This window comes from Leucobacter chinensis (assembly GCF_019049105.1).
In the GTDB taxonomy this organism is placed as follows: domain Bacteria; phylum Actinomycetota; class Actinomycetes; order Actinomycetales; family Microbacteriaceae; genus Leucobacter_A; species Leucobacter_A chinensis.
On record NZ_JAHQZR010000001.1, the window covers coordinates 166,264 to 180,582 of the forward strand.

The window sequence follows — 14,319 nt, forward strand, 5'->3', positions numbered from 1 at the left end:
AGGATCCCTGTTTGGTATCGAAAGGGTGCACCGTGACACGAGTGCAAATTGATCGGGTCAGCAAGTCATTTGCTGGTCACGGAAAGAAAGCGGCCGAGGTTTTTGCCGTCAACGACGTCTCGATTGACATCGCCTCGGGCGAGATTCACGCCGTTATCGGCTATTCGGGCGCGGGCAAGAGCACGCTCCTGAGGCTCATCAACGGCCTTGAGCGGGCAACGTCGGGCGAGATTACTATCGGTGACACGCTCATTACGGGGTTCTCAGAGAAGCAGCTTCGTGAGGTACGCGGCGGAATCGGCATGATCTTTCAACAGTTCAATTTGCTGCAGTCACGCACGGCGCAGGCAAACGTTGAGTACCCTCTTGAGATCGCCGGTATTGCGAAAGACGAGCGGCAGCGCAGAGCAGCTGAACTACTCGACTTTGTTGGCCTCAAGGGCAAAGAGCAAGCCTACCCAGAGCAGCTTTCTGGCGGGCAGCGTCAACGCGTCGGTATCGCGAGAGCGCTCGCGACGAAACCCGGTGTGTTGCTTGCCGACGAAGCAACGAGCGCGCTCGACCCCGAAACTTCTGCCGAGGTGCTCTCGCTGCTTAAAGAGGTGAACCGCGAGTTTGGCATCACGATCATTCTCATCACGCACGAGATGGAGGTCGTGCGGCAAATTGCCGACCGCGTCACGGTGATGGAAGAGGGCCGCGTCGTCGAGCAGGGCGACACGTACCAGGTGTTTTCAAACCCTCAGCAAAACACGACGAGGCGTTTCGTTGAGACGGCGCTGCCCAATGTTCCCGCGCCCGAGGTACTCGAAGCGATTAAACGGCGTGGTCGCGGCACCCTCGTGACCATCTCGTTTACCGATGAGGGAGAGGTCGATCAGCCGGTCATCATCACGACGCTCACGAAACACGGGGTCACCGGCAGCATCGAGGGCGGTGGCGTGACTCAGGTGAGCGGCCGAGTGTACGGGCAGGTCACCATGGAAATCATCGGCGACGAAGCGAAAGTGCGCGCCGCTATTGCAGAGCTCTCGCAGCACACGACCATTGAGGAGCTGTAGCCATGGAAACCATTATTGATGCGCTGCCGAAACTGCTCCAAGCAACCGGCGAAACCTTGCTCTTTGTGGTTGTCGCGATGGTTGTCGGCGGTATTGTCGGCCTCGTCATCGGAACAACCCTCGTGGTGACCCGCAAGGGCGGCCTTCTCGAGAACCGTGGCGTCTACCTCGTGCTCAACCTGCTCGTGAACTTCTTTCGGCCGATTCCCTTCGTTATTCTCATCTTCGCCCTCATGCCGCTCACGCGATTCGTCGTTGGCACGGGCATCGAGAACAAAGCCTTCATCTTCGTTCTCGCGTTTGCCGCTTCGTTTGGCATCGCGAGGCTTGCCGAACAGAACCTGCTTACGGTTGATCCCGGTGTGATTGAGGCAGCGCGCTCAATGGGCGCGAGCCCACTGCGCATCATCTTTACGGTGCTCTATGCCGAAGGACTCGCCCCGCTGATTCTCGGGTACACCTTCGCCTTTATCGCGGTGGTTGACATGTCGGCAATCGCGACCGTTATCGGCGGTGGTGGCCTCGGCACGCTCGCGATCGTTGACGGGTTCAGGCAGTTCAAGCCAGAGCTCATGTGGGCGGCGGTGCTGCTCATGATCGTCATCGTGCATCTCGCTCAAGTGCTGGGCAACGCACTCGCGCGCAAGGTACGCCGCCGCTGAGTCTGTCAGAGCCCGCGGCTACACTGGCTGTATGAGTGACTTGCATACCCTCGCCGACGTTCGCACGGTAGCCGAGCGGCTGTGGCCCGAATCAACCGCAGAAGCGTGGGATCGCGTGGGTCTGGTGACCGGAGATAATTCGGCGCCGATCCGCACGATTCTGCTCGCGGTTGACGCCGTACGCGCGACGGTTGACGAGGCTGTGCAGTTCGGTGCCGACCTGCTCGTGACGCACCACCCGCTCATGCTGCGCGGGGTGCACACGATGGCAACCGACACCGCGAAGGGGTCGCTCGTCGTCGATCTCATTCGAGCCGAGTGCGCGCTCCTCGCTGCGCACACCAACGCCGATACGCCCGAGGGTGGGGTTTCTGACCGCATCGCGCACCTGCTCGGCCTCGAACACTCGGCTCCGATTGTGCCAGGGGCGAAGCTTGTCGATGGGCTCGGGCGGGTCGGTAATCTTGCCCAACCGATGACGTTGCGGGCGCTCGCCGAACGCCTCGCAGAGCTTCTTCCCAAAACTGAGACTGGGGTTCGCGTTGGAGGCGACCCAGAGCGCCTCGTGCAACGCGTAGCGCTCTGCGGAGGTGCCGGCGATAGCCTGCTCGACCACCCGGCTGTGCGCGGGGCCGACGTGTACATCACCTCAGACCTCAGACACCACCCTGCGCAAGAAAGCCTCGAACAATCGCTCGTCACCGGCGGGCCGGCGCTCATCGATATCGCGCACTGGGCCAGCGAATCGCTGTGGCTCGAGGGTGCCGCAAGCCAACTGCGCGCCGAGTTGCCGGGAGTGCAAGTGGTCGTGAGCAAGATCAACACTGATCCGTGGCAGTTGCGGGTAGGCTGAAGGCATGAAAGCTAGCCCTCGCCAACAGCAGCTCCTGCTCGAGCTGCAGAGCCTTGACACCCACAAACTGCGCCTGAACCGCCGCCACAAGCAACTGCCAGAGCGTGCCGAGCTTGAGGATATCGCCGAACGCCAGCGTGAGGTGCGGGCAAACTTCATGCGTGCTCAGCGCACGGTTGAAGAGGCTCGTGGTGAGTTGCAGCGCGTCGAAGAAGAGGTCGCGACCGTTGAGCAACGACACCAGCGCTCATCAGAGCGTCTCGCCGCGAGTACCCAGGCGAAAGAAGCGAGCGCGTTTCAGGAAGAGCTCGACACCCTCGTGCGCCGTCGGGGAGTGCTCGAAGACCGGCAGCTTGAACTCATGGAGCAGGCCGAGGCCGCCGAGGGGCAGTTCACACTGAGTGTCGTTGACGTCTCAGACGTCGACGCCGAGGTGCAACGGTTGCGCGACGCTATTCACCAGGCAGAGCAGCAGATCGCCGAAGAACTCGCAGCGCTCGACGAGGAGCGCGCCGGTCTCGCCGCCGAAGTGCAGGGGCCGGTGCTCGAAGTGTACGAACGCACGCGCGAGCGCTATGGCATCGGCGCTGCACGACTGCGGGGTACGGTCTCAGAGGGCAGTAACATGGAGCTCGACCCGGCCGACCTGCAAACTGCACGCAACACCCCGGCCGACGAACTATTCTTCTGCCCGACGAGCGGTGCGATTCTCGTGCGTGGCGCCGACGAGTAGGGGTTCGCTAGTACGCCTCGCTGAGCCGCATTTGTGCGTGCCGGGCTTGTTGTGCCGCATGTTCGGCTGCTGTGCGCCTAAGAGCATGCGGACAATACGCGAAACCCGCTACAGTAGAACCTAGGAATGGGCCGGTGAGGCGACCGCGTCGGGGCTTGACCCCGCCGAGGAACGTCCGGGCTCCACAGGGGAGAACGGTGGGTAACGCCCACCCGGGGCAACCCGCGAGAAAGTGCAACAGAGAGTAGACCGCCAGGGCTTCGGCCCGGGTAAGGCTGAAAGGGTGAGGTAAGAGCTCACCAGCGCCCGTGGTGACACGGGCGGCTAGGTAAACCTCGTTTGGAGCAAGACCGAACAGAAGGCGATGACGCTCCCCGCTGAGTCTTCGGGTTGGTTGCTAGAGGGTGCCGGCAACGGTACCCCGAGAGAGATGGTCGTCACGACGGCTCGCCGTCGCACAGAACCCGGCGTATGATCTGGCCCATTCCGCACTCATCACTCGCCGTAAGCCCTCGTCGAGGGAAAACTGGCTTATGGTTAAGACCATGACCCAACAGCAGAGCCCAGAGCCGGGCTGGTATGTAAACGATGCAGGTAAGACCCAATGGTGGGACGGTGCGAGCTGGGCTGATAAGAAGACCGAGAAAGAGGTCAAGGCCTGGCAGAAAGCGCAGATCAAAGAGAAGTACGGCAACGCAAAACTTGCCACGATCGGCCATTTTGCTTGGATTCTCGCGGTCGTTGGTGTTCTCGCCCTGGTTTTCTCTTGGGTCGATTTCGTGCTCGCTGGCATCGGCGCGTGGTGCGTCGGAGCCGCGATTACCCTGTGGATCATCTGGCTTGCGTTCGGCGCAATCGTTGACGAGATTCGTAAGCCGAGATGATCCGCCGCTTGGCTGTCGGGTAGGGGCTGGCCCCGGACTTGCGTGGGGCGCGGGTGCGGATCCGCTCCGTTTCGTGAAATTGTTTGCACTTCTGCCGTGAAATCGGTCTGAAATGAGGCAAAATTGCCAACAATTTCAAGGAAAGCGGCACGGGGCTAGCAGGCACGAGCGAGCCAACGGCCAGCCGCGCGGAGGAACGCACGGCTGGCCGTCCAAAAGGGGGCGCGCTACTTCGCGACGAAGAAGAGGCGCTTGTTTGCGAACTCGCCGATGCCGACGGGGCCCATCTCGCGGCCGTAGCCCGAGCGCTTGACGCCACCGAAGGGGATCTCTGCGGCCTCTGCGGCGATGATGTTGACGTGAGCCATGCCAACCTCGAGCTGTGAGGCGACACGGGCAGCGCGTGCCTCGTCAGTCGAGAAGACCGAGCCACCGAGGCCCAGGTCGCAATCGTTCGCGAGCGCGAGAGCTTCTTCGTCGCTCGAGACGCGGTACACGGTCGCGACGGGGCCGAAGATCTCTTCGCGATACGAGGCCGAGTCGCGGGGCACATCGGTGAGTACGGCGGGTGAGAAGTAGGCGGCGGGGCCTTCAGAAAGCACGCCTCCCGTGACGAGTGTGGCGCCCGCTGCCACGGCGCGCTGCACCTGCTCGTTGACCGTCTCAGCGGCGGCGCGAGACGAGAGGGGAGCGAACTCGCCCTCGGCGAGGTTCAGTTGGTCGCCGGGGGTGAGACCTGTCGCGAGTTTCGTGAGCTCGGCAACGAACTCGTCGTAGATGTCGTCCATGACGATCATGCGCTTGTTTGAGTTGCACACCTGGCCGCCGTTGTAGACGCGGAATTCCCACGCGTCGCGGGCAACCGCTGCAACGTCATCGGCGTCAAGCACGACCATGGGGTCAATGCCGCCAAGCTCGAGTACGCACTTCTTGAGGTTGCGCCCCGCCTGCTCGCCGATGATCGCGCCGGCCCGCTCTGAGCCAGTGAGTGAGACGCCCTGCACGCGCGGATCGGCGATCATCGTCGCGATCTGCTCGTGTGAGGCGAAGACGTTCTGGTAGCCGCCGACGGGCACACCGGCTTCTTCCATGATCGCCTGTACCGCGAGCGAAGAACGAGCGCAAATGTCGGCGTGCTTGAGTAGAATGGTGTTGCCGAGCACGAGGTTCGGCGCCGCAAAACGGGCCACCTGGTAGTAGGGGAAGTTCCACGGCATGACGCCCACGAGCGCTCCGATGGGGCGATATTCCATGACGGCCTTGCCCGGAATCGTGCTGGGAATCTCGGCATCGGTGATGAGCCCGGGGCCGTAGACCGCGTAGTACTCGATAATGTCGCGTGCGAACTCGACCTCGTCGATTGATTCGGGCAGTGACTTGCCCATCTCGAGCGCGATGATCTCGGCGAGTTCTTGTTTGCGCTCCTCGAAGAGCTCGGCGACGCGCTTCACGACTGCCGCGCGCTCCTGCACGCTGCGTTCACGCCACTCACGATAGACCGCATCGGCTGCGGCGAGCTTCTGCTCAATCTCGGAGTCAGTCGCGGTCGCAAACGACTCGATGACTTCGCCGGTGGCGGGGTTTTGAACGCGATAGTTCGACATTGAATCTCCTTTAGTTACTGCACTGTTGGCGCCAGCTCATATGAAATGGCCTGGCGATAACGAGGGGTTAGCCCTATGCATACGAGCCTACTCGGGCGAGGCTTGACACGCACGAGAACACTCGGTGAAGGCTTTGCCGGCTGCCCCTCGGCGCGTGAGCGGGAGGGGAAGGCGGTGACGATCCGCGAGGGTGTTGGCGTTTCGAGCTTGACACCAGGGGTGTTAACCACATAGGTTCATTAGTGAAGTAATGAACCATTGAACAGGCGGGAGGGTGCCGTGTTTGACGAAACAAGGCCGATCTTTCTGCAGCTCGCTGACGCTTTGGCCGATGCGATCTTGCGTGGAGCGTACGAAGAGGGAGACCAGGTGCCCTCGACGAATGAACTCGCCGCCTTTCACCGAATCAACCCGGCGACCGCGGGCAAGGGGCTCAACGAGCTTGTTGATCGCGGAGTGCTCGAGAAGCGACGCGGGCTCGGAATGTTCGTTCTTCCCGGTGCGAAAGAGCGCATCGGCGAGACCCGGCAGGGGGCTTTCGTCGACCAGTATGTGAAGCCACTCCTGCGTGAGGCTGCGGCGCTTGGTATCTCAGCGAAGCAGCTTCACACACTCATTGAAGACCAGGCTGCTCAGGAGGCAGATCATGACGAACGCGATTGAAACCCGCAATCTCACTCGGCGTTATCGCGACACCGTCGCACTCGATGACGTCACCGTTTCATTTCAGACCAACACCATTACTGGCCTACTCGGACGCAATGGCGCAGGCAAGACCACGCTGATGGCGCTCATTACGGCTCAGGATCTCGCAACGTCGGGCGAGTTGCTCGTGCAGGGCGAGGAGCCCTTCGAACGGGCAGCGATTCTCTCAGAGATGTGCTTTATTCGAGACAACCAACGCTACCCAGACGACTACAAGCTCGGCCACGCCGTCAGAGCGGCGAAGCTCTTTGCGCCCAACTGGTCGCAGGAACTGGCCGATGAACTCATTGGGCTCTTTCGCATTCCCGCAAAAACCCAGATACGCAAGCTCTCGCGGGGTCAGCTCTCGGCGGTTGGTATCGTCATTGGGCTTGCATCGCGAGCGCCGATTACCTTTTTCGACGAGCCCTACCTCGGGCTCGACGCGACCGCACGATCGATTTTCTACGACGTGCTCCTGCGCGATTACCAGGAGCACCCGCGCACGATCGTGCTCTCGACGCACCTCATCGACGAGATGGATCGCCTGCTTGAGCGAGTGATTGTGCTCGACCGGGGCAGGGTGGTGCAAGACGCCGACGTTGAGAGCCTGCGGGGCAGCGTCTATGGCGTTGCGGGCAGAGTGACGGCCCTTACCCCGTTTCTCGAGGGGCGAAAGGTCATCTCGCGGCGTACCGTCGGCGGCCTCGCAACCGCGATCGTTGAGGGAACGCTGTCACGCGAGGAGCGTGAGCTCGCGGTCGAGGCCGGCCTCGACCTTACCGCCGTCTCATTGCAAGAACTCGTTGCCGCATACGGCCTTGCCGAAGCCTACGAAAACGGTAACGGGGCACACACCGAAGGGAACGCATCATGAACCGGGTCATCACCGTCACGAGGCTGCATTTCAATAAGCCCGGCACCGCGCTTGCGACCCCGCTCGGCATCATTGTTATCGTGTGGATCGTCTCGCTCATCATCGCGCTCGCTCTACAGCGGGCTGGGCTCGACCCCAGCAACCCCGAGTACGCGGCCGGGGCGCGAAATAACGCCGGCATCATGTGGTCGCTTCCCGGTTTTCTCATTTATTACGGTGTGCAGGCCGTCGCAACGACCTTTCCGTTTGCGCTCGCGCTCGGCACCACCCGCCGCGCGTACGTTGCTGGCACTGCGCTCGCGAGCCTCATTCACGCCGCGTTCATCACGGGTGTGCTTGCGGTGCTCCTGCTGCTTGAGCTCGCAACCGGACACTGGTTCTTTGACCTGTACGTTTTCGATGTGACCGTGCTCGGTTCGGGAAACCTCTGGACGCTGATCGCCACGGCGTTTATCGGAGTGTTCCTGTGCCTCACCATTGGCAGTATTTTTGGAGCAATCTGGGTGCGCTTCGGGGCGAAAGGCCCACTCGTGCTTGGACTCGCGCTCGGCCTGTTGCTTGCGGTCGGCGTGCTCATTGCTGTTCCGTACTTCGCCGACATCGTTGCCTGGGTGACCGGGCTGAAACTTGCGCTCATGACGCTCGGCATTGCAGCGCTTGCGCTCATTGGTACCTGGGCCTGCATGAGGCGTACTTCGGTGCGCTAGGTCGATGACTAGGGCAGGGGTCGCTAAGCGATGCCCTGCCTTCGGTCATTGTGGTGACGCTTGACGGCGATGCTCAAAAACGCGAGTGGGCCGAGGGCTGGAACGAAGAAGATGGCGAGCAGCCACAAGCAAATCTCGCTGACCGAGTGCTCTGACTGGGTGCGCATGAGTGTGGTGACCGCCGCGACAAAGAGCGCGAAAACAATGAGGGCAACGGCCGCAACCGTGAGCGGGTAGCCGGCGAGCAAGTGGGAGCCTGACACGGGGTTCACAAAGTGCCTCCTTGACGACGATGTCTCATACGCACAAACCCTAGCACTTTGCGCCGTGGCTTTTCGAAGCCACGGCGTGAAGCCTGAGGGTTCGCTCGGATGTCGGTGGTTGGGTGCATGATGAAAGCCATGTGGAACCCAGAACTTCGGCTCAGCGATCAGCGAGCAACCATGCTCATCGTTATTCATGAGGCCGCAAGCACCGTGGCAACGGTGCACGATAGGGCAGGCGAGGTGATCTCGGCGCGCGTGTGGGGCGCCTCAGCGTCGCTTCATGAGATTGCTGCGGCGGTGCGCAGCGTGGGGTTGAGCGTCGGCCATTGGCAGTCCCGCGCGGGGCAGGGGGCACAGGGCGGGCGAGAGTCGTGGGCGAGCCTCAGCCGTTGGACGGCTAGGGCTGCGGGCGCCGAGGGCGGGTGGGAGAAAGAACCGGCCCCGTCTGCGCCGAACCTGGCATGGCGACTCCCGAGGGAGCGGGAAGCGCGCGAAGACGCGCAGCGGATCGACGCTGCCGTTTACGCCCGTGAACGCGCGCTCGCGGCTCGCCTGCCGCATCGGCCCCAGCTTGCGCCGCTCACGCCGTACCCAGTGATCGCGCGCAAAGCGTGAGTGGGCACGATGCGTGGTGAACCGGAGGAGGTCTGGAACGCTCCTATTCTGGCAGGGCCCACACGCCAAGCTCGTTTCCGCTCGGGTCGGCGAAGTGAAACCGCTTGCCGCCCGGAAACGCATACGGGGCGACGGTGATCGTGCCGCCCGCGGTTTCGACTGCTCGCTGGCTTGCCTCAAGGTCGCGTGAGAACAGAATGACGAAGGGGCCACCTGGCTGCGGCGGGTCTTCTGCTTCTGCAAGCCCGCCGACCTCGTACGATTCACCCGACGGTGCTTGCTGATCGGCCACGGCGAGAATGCCCGAGTAGCCGGGCCCGTAATCGACGAACTGCCAGCCGAAGGCCTCGCCGTAGAACGCCTTTGCGGCAGCCAGGTTGGTTACGGTCAACTCGAGGTAGTTGATGCTGTGGTGTGCGAAGCTCATCGCATCACTCGGTCTACGGGCTTTTCGGTAACCACGATCATGAGCGTCGCGAGGGGCCCGAGCAGGAGGCTGATGAGGAACCAGTTCATGCGTGAACGGTTCTTGCTCTCAGCGAGCCCTGCGTTGATGAGTGCGAGGGTGAACCAGAACACACCCGTTGAGACGTAGTCTTCCATAGTGAAAGTGTAGTGGCGCGCTTGCTGAGATAGCGAGGGCTTTGCGCGTGTTCTGCCATAGACTGAAACGTGATGAGTACAGCGAATGTCTATGAGTCCCTTGCCGCAAGAGTTTATGAACTCGACAAGCCAACTGGCCGCTCCTTCGGTGACATTGAGTTCTATGCTGCGCTGCTTGACGGCTGCACGGGCCCGATTCTTGAGCCAGCGGTGGGAAGCGGCCGTTTTCTTATCCCGATGCTGCAGCGTGGTTTGATGGTGAGTGGAACCGACCCCTCAGAGCACATGCTCGCAATCTGCGAGCGAGAGGCCGCAAAGGCGGGTGTTCAGGCAAGGCTCGCGATGGCCGCCTTTGGAGAGCAGGCATGGCCGGAGCAGTACGAAGCGATCCTGGTTCCGGCCGGTTCCATTCAGCTCATTGCGACCTTTGACGAGACCAGAGAAGCGCTTCGTAAGATGCTCTCACAGCTCGCTCCTGGTGGCAGGCTCGTGCTCGATCTTGATTCACTTGCTGGCCTCGCAGAACCCGCTGGGCCGGCGCGCAGCTGGCAAGATGGCGACCATACGCTGACGCTCGTGAGCAATATCGAAGAGCGTGATTTTAGCGCGCAGCGACTGACGCAGCAGTTGCGATACGAGCGGTGGAACGGTCCGGTACTGGAGCAGCAAGAACTGCAGCGTTTCACCCTGCGGTTCTGGGGCGTTGAAGAAATGCGGCTCCTACTTGAGTATCTCGGTGCTGAAACCGTGACGGTGCACGCTGACTATGCTTTCGATGCTCAGCCGACCGAGAGTACGAGCGTGACGACGCTCGTTGCAACGGTGGCGTAGCGGGCGAGCTCGCGGTACGCTCACAATACACGTACGTAACGAGCGAGGAGGCGGCAATGTCGCAACGAGATTGGGGCATCGATGACCCCGAAGAGCGCTACTGGTTCAACGTCAAGACTGGAGAGGTTGAGGTGGGCAAGCAGTCGCTCTCGATCGATCGACTCGGGCCATTTGAGACGCGCGAAGAAGCGCAGCGGGCAACCGCGATCCTCGAAGAGCGAGCCCGGAAGTGGGCTGAAGAAGAGGCTCGGGAAGACTAACGTTCAGCGCATGCTGCTTTCGTCGGCGCGACCAGTGCGTTGCGCCGACGAAAACAGGGGAGCGGTGCGGCAGCTATTTCGGGTCGAGGCCGAGCAGCTTACGAATTCGGCCAACGTGCCCCGTGGCCTTGACATTGTAGAGCGCGTGCTCGACGGTGCCGTCAGCGTCAAGAACGATGGTCGAGCGGATCACACCGCGCGTGATCTTGCCGTAGAGGCTCTTATCACCAAAGGCGCCATACGCGGCGAGAACAGTCTTGTCGGTATCGCTCAGTAGGTCGTAGGTGAGGCCGTCACGCTCGGCGAACTTCGCAAGCTTCTCTGGTTTGTCTGGTGAGATGCCCACGATCTCGTAGCCCGCGGTGCGTAGCGACTCGATCGAGTCGCGGAAGTCGCAGGCTTCTTTCGTGCAACCGGGGGTCATTGCGGCAGGGTAGAAGAAGATGATGAGACCCTTGCCACGAAACGAGTCGAGTGAAACCTCGGCCCCTGACTGGTTCAGGAGAGTGAATGAGGGTGCGGTATCGCCTTGCGTGAGGAGGGTGCGTTCTTCAGTCATGCAGCCAGTCTAGCGAGGCTGGTGCGCGCGGGCTAGCTGTCTTCTCTCTCTGAGATCAGGCGTCTCAGAGACTCGACGCGCGATGCACCTGCATCGCCGAGGTCGCCGTTTTCGAGGGCGAGGTCAAGGGCGCAGTCGGGTGAGGTATCGAGGTGCTCGCAGCCGCGGGGGCACTGCTCAATGATGGCGGCGAGGTCGGTGAAACCCTTGAGGATACTGTCAGGGGTGACGTGGCCGAGCCCAAATGAGCGAACACCTGGCGTATCGATGACCCAACCGAGCGGGGTATCGTCGGTCGCATGAGGGCTGCCGTCGGCGACGAGGGGCAACGCGACGGTCGATGACGAGGTGTGTCGACCGCGGCCGGTCACGATGTTGACGTGGCCGGTCTCGCGATCGGCGTCTGGCACGAGCGCATTGATGAGCGTTGATTTGCCGACACCCGAGTGGCCGACAAAGACGGTCTCGTGCCCCGTGAGCGCTTCGGTGAGCTCAGCGATGGGAAACGCGCCCGTGTTTGAGAGAAAGACCGGCACTTCGAGGGCCTGAAAGTGCGCGAGAAACTCCGCGGGGTCGGTCAGGTCGGTTTTCGTGACACAAATGAGCGGCGAGAGCCCCGCATCGTAGGCGGCTACGAGGTAGCGGTCGACGAGACGCACGCGCGGCTCCGGGTTTGCGGCGGCCACGACGATAAGCATCTGGTCGGCGTTTGCAACGATGACGCGCTCGACTCGATCAGAATCGTCGGCACTACGTCGCAGCAGGGTCTCGCGGTCGGTCACACGAACGATGCGTGCCAGGCTTCCTTCGTCGCCGGTACGATCACCGACGAGCTCGACGCGGTCACCCGTGACGATCGCGGTGTTTCGCAACTCCCGTGCGCGGGCGGCGACAACGGTTCGTGACCCCTGTGCATCGCTGAGGCGCGTCGTGTAGCGCCCGCGATCGACCCCGATAACCATCGCCGTCGAGGCATCGTCGTGCTGGGGGCGGCGCTTCGTGCGTGGCCTGTTGGCCTTGGGGTTTGGTCGCTGCCTGACGACGTGATCGGCGTACTCGGCGTAGGGTTCGTCTTCGTCGCTTGGCAGCCAGCTCATCGCAGCATGTCCTGCCACATCTCGGTGAAGTCTGGCATCGTCTTTGAGGTACTCTCGACATCGTTGATCTCGATGCCGGGCAACCGCAGGCCGACAATCGCGCCGGTCGTTGCCATGCGGTGATCCGCATAGCTGAGCCACACGCTTGGCTGTGGATCGGTCGGGGGCACGATGCGCAGCCCGTCTTCGCGTTCTTCGACCTCGCAGCCCACCTTCGTGAGCTCGGTTGCGAGTGCCGAAATGCGGTCGGTCTCGTGCCCGCGAATATGGCCAATGCCCGTGAACTCGCTCACACCGTCGGCCAGGGCCGCAAGACCGATGAGGTTAGGTGCGAGCTCGCCAGCCTCGGGAAGGTGCAGCGTGACGGGCTTGATACGGCCCGTTCCAGTGACCGTGAGGTCGCCTACGCCGTCACCCGTGGGCGTGTACGTGACCCCGGCGCCGAATTGTGGGAGGATCTCGCGCAGCTGATCGCCCACCTGAGTGGTGCTCGCGGGCCAGAGCGGAATCGTGACGCTCCCTCCGGTGACGAGGGCCGCGGCGAGGAACGGAGCTGCGTTCGAGAGATCGGGTTCAATCGTGAGGTCACGACCCGCGATGGGACCGGGCTCGACGATCCACTCGCCTGGTGCGGGCGAGGAAACGTTGACGCCGCGTGCGCGCAAGACGTCGAGTGTCATTTCGATGTGGGGCAGGCTCGGCAGGGTCGCGCCGGTGTGCACGACGTGCACGCCCTCGTCGAAGCGTGCGGCCGAGAGTAAGAGGCCAGAGACGAACTGGCTTGAGCCTGAGGCGTCGAGCTCGACGCGGCCGCCGCGCACCGAGCCGGTGCCGTGAACGGTGAAGGGGAGGGCGCCGCGGCCTTCGTCAGCAATGTCGACGCCGAGGGAACGCAGCGCGTCGAGAATGGATCGCATGGGGCGCTCGCGTGCGTAGACATCGCCATCGAAGGCTGTTGGCCCGAGCGCGAGTCCGGCAACAGCTGGCACAAAGCGCATCACGGTGCCTGCGAGCCCACAGGCAATGGTGGTTGAGCCGAGAAGCTCTTCGGCTGGCGTCACGATGAGGTCATCGCCCTCGCGCAAGACCGTGGTACCGAGTGCCCTTAACGCATCAGTCATGAGTTGTGAGTCACGCGAGTCGAGGGCCGCGCGAATGCGGCTCGGCGAGTCACCGAGCGCGCTCACCACGAGTTCCCTCGTCGTGAGTGACTTCGACCCAGGAATGCTGACGGTGCTCTCGATCGGGCTTGTGTACGTTGGGGCAGCCCAGTCAGCGACGTCGTCGTCGGGGGCAGCACTCTCGCCAGGAAGTCGATCGTCAGTGTTACGGGAATATTTTGCCTCAAGCATATGTTGCACATTCTAGCCGCAAAGAAGAGAGATATCGTGCTTCAAACAACTCTGCCCGTAGAATCAACAGTTATGGGTAACACTCAGGCGAGCGCATCGCTCGCAGAACGCTTTGAGCAAGAGGCCATCGAATATCTTGACCAGATGTACGGTGCCGCCATGAAGTTCACGCGTGACCCTCAAGAAGCGCAAGATCTTTTACAAGAGACCTTCATGAAGGCTTTTGCCGCGTTCGAGCGCTTCCAATCGGGCACGAACATGAAGGCATGGCTGTACCGCATCATGACCAACACCTATATCAACGGTTACCGCAAGCAGCAGCGGGAGCCGTATCTCGGGGCAGTCGATGAGCTCGAAGACTGGCAGCTCGGCGGGGCAGAGTCGACCACCTCGATGGCCGCGAGGTCGGCAGAGGCAGAAGCGCTTGACCGGCTTCCCTCGACCGCGGTCACTGAGGCGCTCAACGAACTCGATGACGACCGCCGCATGGTGGTGTATCTCGCTGACGTTGAGGGTTTCTCATATCAAAACATTGCAGACATGATGGGCACACCGATCGGCACGGTCATGAGCCGACTCTCACGGGGGCGCAAACAGTTGAGAGAGATGCTTGGCGAATACGCCCGTGAGCAGGGTTATGCGGCACCATCATCAGGAAAAGGAGCATGATC

19 protein-coding genes and 1 other RNA gene are annotated in these 14,319 nt (G+C 62.0%); 13 read left to right on the forward strand and 7 right to left on the reverse strand.

Annotated elements, in window-relative coordinates; genetic code table 11:
• The first annotated feature begins 32 nt into the window (after positions 1 to 32).
• The 6 genes from KTJ78_RS00785 to KTJ78_RS00810 all read left to right on the forward strand — a co-directional run bounded on the left by KTJ78_RS00785 (position 33) and on the right by KTJ78_RS00810 (position 4,193).
• Positions 33 to 1,061 (forward strand): methionine ABC transporter ATP-binding protein, encoded by a 1,029-nt coding sequence (locus KTJ78_RS00785; protein WP_217131788.1) that lies wholly within the window; start codon positions 33 to 35, stop codon positions 1,059 to 1,061.
• Positions 1,062 to 1,063: 2 nt separating this feature from the next.
• Positions 1,064 to 1,723: a methionine ABC transporter permease gene (locus tag KTJ78_RS00790; protein WP_217131790.1), complete on the forward strand. Its 660-nt coding sequence runs from the start codon at positions 1,064 to 1,066 to the stop codon at positions 1,721 to 1,723.
• Positions 1,724 to 1,754: 31 nt separating this feature from the next.
• On the forward strand, positions 1,755 to 2,576 hold the full coding sequence (locus tag KTJ78_RS00795) for a Nif3-like dinuclear metal center hexameric protein (RefSeq protein WP_217131792.1): 822 nt from the start codon (positions 1,755 to 1,757) through the stop codon (positions 2,574 to 2,576).
• A gap of 4 nt (positions 2,577 to 2,580) precedes the next feature.
• Positions 2,581 to 3,309 carry a zinc ribbon domain-containing protein gene (locus KTJ78_RS00800; protein WP_217131794.1) on the forward strand — a complete coding sequence of 243 codons (729 nt, stop codon included), beginning with the start codon at positions 2,581 to 2,583 and terminating at the stop codon, positions 3,307 to 3,309.
• A gap of 127 nt (positions 3,310 to 3,436) precedes the next feature.
• Positions 3,437 to 3,797: RNase P RNA component class A (rnpB, locus tag KTJ78_RS00805), an RNA gene on the forward strand.
• 57 nt (positions 3,798 to 3,854) lie between these two features.
• Positions 3,855 to 4,193: a hypothetical protein gene (locus KTJ78_RS00810; RefSeq protein WP_217131796.1), complete on the forward strand. Its 339-nt coding sequence runs from the start codon at positions 3,855 to 3,857 to the stop codon at positions 4,191 to 4,193.
• A gap of 227 nt (positions 4,194 to 4,420) precedes the next feature.
• Here the strand turns inward: KTJ78_RS00810 and KTJ78_RS00815 are convergent, their stop codons facing one another.
• Positions 4,421 to 5,797, reverse strand: a complete 1,377-nt coding sequence (locus KTJ78_RS00815) for an NAD-dependent succinate-semialdehyde dehydrogenase (RefSeq protein WP_217131798.1) — start codon at positions 5,795 to 5,797, stop codon at positions 4,421 to 4,423.
• Positions 5,798 to 6,076: 279 nt separating this feature from the next.
• On the opposite strand from KTJ78_RS00815, the gene KTJ78_RS00820 reads away from it, so the two are divergent.
• The 3 genes from KTJ78_RS00820 to KTJ78_RS00830 are packed head-to-tail and all read left to right on the forward strand — an operon-like array spanning position 6,077 to position 8,065.
• Complete coding sequence (locus KTJ78_RS00820) at positions 6,077 to 6,460, forward strand: GntR family transcriptional regulator (protein ID WP_217131800.1); 384 nt, start codon at positions 6,077 to 6,079, stop codon at positions 6,458 to 6,460.
• On the forward strand, positions 6,444 to 7,358 hold the full coding sequence (locus KTJ78_RS00825) for an ATP-binding cassette domain-containing protein (RefSeq protein ID WP_217131802.1): 915 nt from the start codon (positions 6,444 to 6,446) through the stop codon (positions 7,356 to 7,358). Before KTJ78_RS00820 ends, KTJ78_RS00825 begins: the two co-directional genes overlap by 17 nt.
• Positions 7,355 to 8,065 carry a hypothetical protein gene (locus KTJ78_RS00830; RefSeq protein WP_217131804.1) on the forward strand — a complete coding sequence of 237 codons (711 nt, stop codon included), beginning with the start codon at positions 7,355 to 7,357 and terminating at the stop codon, positions 8,063 to 8,065. Before KTJ78_RS00825 ends, KTJ78_RS00830 begins: the two co-directional genes overlap by 4 nt.
• Before the next feature lie 23 nt (positions 8,066 to 8,088).
• Here the strand turns inward: KTJ78_RS00830 and KTJ78_RS00835 are convergent, their stop codons facing one another.
• Positions 8,089 to 8,337, reverse strand: a complete 249-nt coding sequence (locus KTJ78_RS00835) for a PLDc N-terminal domain-containing protein (protein WP_217131806.1) — start codon at positions 8,335 to 8,337, stop codon at positions 8,089 to 8,091.
• A 117-nt stretch (positions 8,338 to 8,454) separates the two neighbouring features.
• On the opposite strand from KTJ78_RS00835, the gene KTJ78_RS00840 reads away from it, so the two are divergent.
• Positions 8,455 to 8,946: a hypothetical protein gene (locus KTJ78_RS00840; RefSeq protein WP_217131807.1), complete on the forward strand. Its 492-nt coding sequence runs from the start codon at positions 8,455 to 8,457 to the stop codon at positions 8,944 to 8,946.
• A 43-nt stretch (positions 8,947 to 8,989) separates the two neighbouring features.
• Here KTJ78_RS00840 and KTJ78_RS00845 read toward each other — a convergent pair whose 3' ends face one another.
• A complete protein-coding gene (locus tag KTJ78_RS00845) occupies positions 8,990 to 9,373 on the reverse strand; it encodes a VOC family protein (protein ID WP_217131808.1) in 384 nt (127 codons plus the stop codon).
• On the reverse strand, positions 9,370 to 9,549 hold the full coding sequence (locus KTJ78_RS00850; protein ID WP_217131811.1) for a hypothetical protein: 180 nt from the start codon (positions 9,547 to 9,549) through the stop codon (positions 9,370 to 9,372). Before KTJ78_RS00850 ends, KTJ78_RS00845 begins: the two co-directional genes overlap by 4 nt.
• A gap of 72 nt (positions 9,550 to 9,621) precedes the next feature.
• Between KTJ78_RS00850 and KTJ78_RS00855 the strand changes: the two genes are divergently transcribed.
• Complete coding sequence (locus tag KTJ78_RS00855; protein ID WP_217131813.1) at positions 9,622 to 10,380, forward strand: class I SAM-dependent methyltransferase; 759 nt, start codon at positions 9,622 to 9,624, stop codon at positions 10,378 to 10,380.
• Between the two features lie 56 nt (positions 10,381 to 10,436).
• Positions 10,437 to 10,640, forward strand: a complete 204-nt coding sequence (locus tag KTJ78_RS00860; protein WP_217131815.1) for a methionine aminopeptidase — start codon at positions 10,437 to 10,439, stop codon at positions 10,638 to 10,640.
• A 73-nt stretch (positions 10,641 to 10,713) separates the two neighbouring features.
• On the opposite strand, the gene bcp is transcribed toward KTJ78_RS00860, so the two are convergent.
• Genes bcp through aroA form a run of 3 tightly spaced genes read right to left on the reverse strand, consistent with a single transcriptional unit; the run spans position 10,714 to position 13,648 of the window.
• Positions 10,714 to 11,199, reverse strand: coding sequence for a thioredoxin-dependent thiol peroxidase (gene bcp, locus KTJ78_RS00865; RefSeq protein ID WP_217131817.1), 486 nt, complete (start codon positions 11,197 to 11,199; stop codon positions 10,714 to 10,716).
• A 32-nt stretch (positions 11,200 to 11,231) separates the two neighbouring features.
• On the reverse strand, positions 11,232 to 12,296 hold the full coding sequence (gene rsgA / locus KTJ78_RS00870; protein WP_217131818.1) for a ribosome small subunit-dependent GTPase A: 1,065 nt from the start codon (positions 12,294 to 12,296) through the stop codon (positions 11,232 to 11,234).
• Positions 12,293 to 13,648 carry a 3-phosphoshikimate 1-carboxyvinyltransferase gene (gene aroA / locus KTJ78_RS00875; protein WP_217131819.1) on the reverse strand — a complete coding sequence of 452 codons (1,356 nt, stop codon included), beginning with the start codon at positions 13,646 to 13,648 and terminating at the stop codon, positions 12,293 to 12,295. The genes rsgA and aroA overlap by 4 nt, the downstream gene beginning before the upstream one ends.
• Positions 13,649 to 13,720: 72 nt before the next feature.
• Between aroA and KTJ78_RS00880 the strand changes: the two genes are divergently transcribed.
• Positions 13,721 to 14,317 (forward strand): sigma-70 family RNA polymerase sigma factor, encoded by a 597-nt coding sequence (locus tag KTJ78_RS00880; protein ID WP_217131820.1) that lies wholly within the window; start codon positions 13,721 to 13,723, stop codon positions 14,315 to 14,317.
• Positions 14,318 to 14,319 lie beyond the last annotated feature (2 nt).

What these genes read in the sequence shown, in the direction of transcription:
- KTJ78_RS00790 (WP_217131790.1), top strand. Translation starts at nt 1,064, where the DNA reads ATGGAAACCATTATTGATGCGCTGCCGAAACTGCTCCAAGCAACCGGC.
- KTJ78_RS00795 (WP_217131792.1), top strand. Translation starts at nt 1,755, where the DNA reads ATGAGTGACTTGCATACCCTCGCCGACGTTCGCACGGTAGCCGAGCGG.
- KTJ78_RS00800 (WP_217131794.1), top strand. Translation starts at nt 2,581, where the DNA reads ATGAAAGCTAGCCCTCGCCAACAGCAGCTCCTGCTCGAGCTGCAGAGC.
- KTJ78_RS00810 (WP_217131796.1), top strand. Translation starts at nt 3,855, where the DNA reads ATGACCCAACAGCAGAGCCCAGAGCCGGGCTGGTATGTAAACGATGCA.
- KTJ78_RS00815 (WP_217131798.1), bottom strand. Translation starts at nt 5,797, where the DNA reads ATGTCGAACTATCGCGTTCAAAACCCCGCCACCGGCGAAGTCATCGAG.
- KTJ78_RS00825 (WP_217131802.1), top strand. Translation starts at nt 6,444, where the DNA reads ATGACGAACGCGATTGAAACCCGCAATCTCACTCGGCGTTATCGCGAC.
- KTJ78_RS00830 (WP_217131804.1), top strand. Translation starts at nt 7,355, where the DNA reads ATGAACCGGGTCATCACCGTCACGAGGCTGCATTTCAATAAGCCCGGC.
- KTJ78_RS00840 (WP_217131807.1), top strand. Translation starts at nt 8,455, where the DNA reads ATGATGAAAGCCATGTGGAACCCAGAACTTCGGCTCAGCGATCAGCGA.
- KTJ78_RS00845 (WP_217131808.1), bottom strand. Translation starts at nt 9,373, where the DNA reads ATGAGCTTCGCACACCACAGCATCAACTACCTCGAGTTGACCGTAACC.
- KTJ78_RS00850 (WP_217131811.1), bottom strand. Translation starts at nt 9,549, where the DNA reads ATGGAAGACTACGTCTCAACGGGTGTGTTCTGGTTCACCCTCGCACTC.
- KTJ78_RS00855 (WP_217131813.1), top strand. Translation starts at nt 9,622, where the DNA reads ATGAGTACAGCGAATGTCTATGAGTCCCTTGCCGCAAGAGTTTATGAA.
- KTJ78_RS00860 (WP_217131815.1), top strand. Translation starts at nt 10,437, where the DNA reads ATGTCGCAACGAGATTGGGGCATCGATGACCCCGAAGAGCGCTACTGG.
- bcp (WP_217131817.1), bottom strand. Translation starts at nt 11,199, where the DNA reads ATGACTGAAGAACGCACCCTCCTCACGCAAGGCGATACCGCACCCTCA.
- rsgA (WP_217131818.1), bottom strand. Translation starts at nt 12,296, where the DNA reads ATGAGCTGGCTGCCAAGCGACGAAGACGAACCCTACGCCGAGTACGCC.
- aroA (WP_217131819.1), bottom strand. Translation starts at nt 13,648, where the DNA reads ATGCTTGAGGCAAAATATTCCCGTAACACTGACGATCGACTTCCTGGC.
- KTJ78_RS00880 (WP_217131820.1), top strand. Translation starts at nt 13,721, where the DNA reads ATGGGTAACACTCAGGCGAGCGCATCGCTCGCAGAACGCTTTGAGCAA.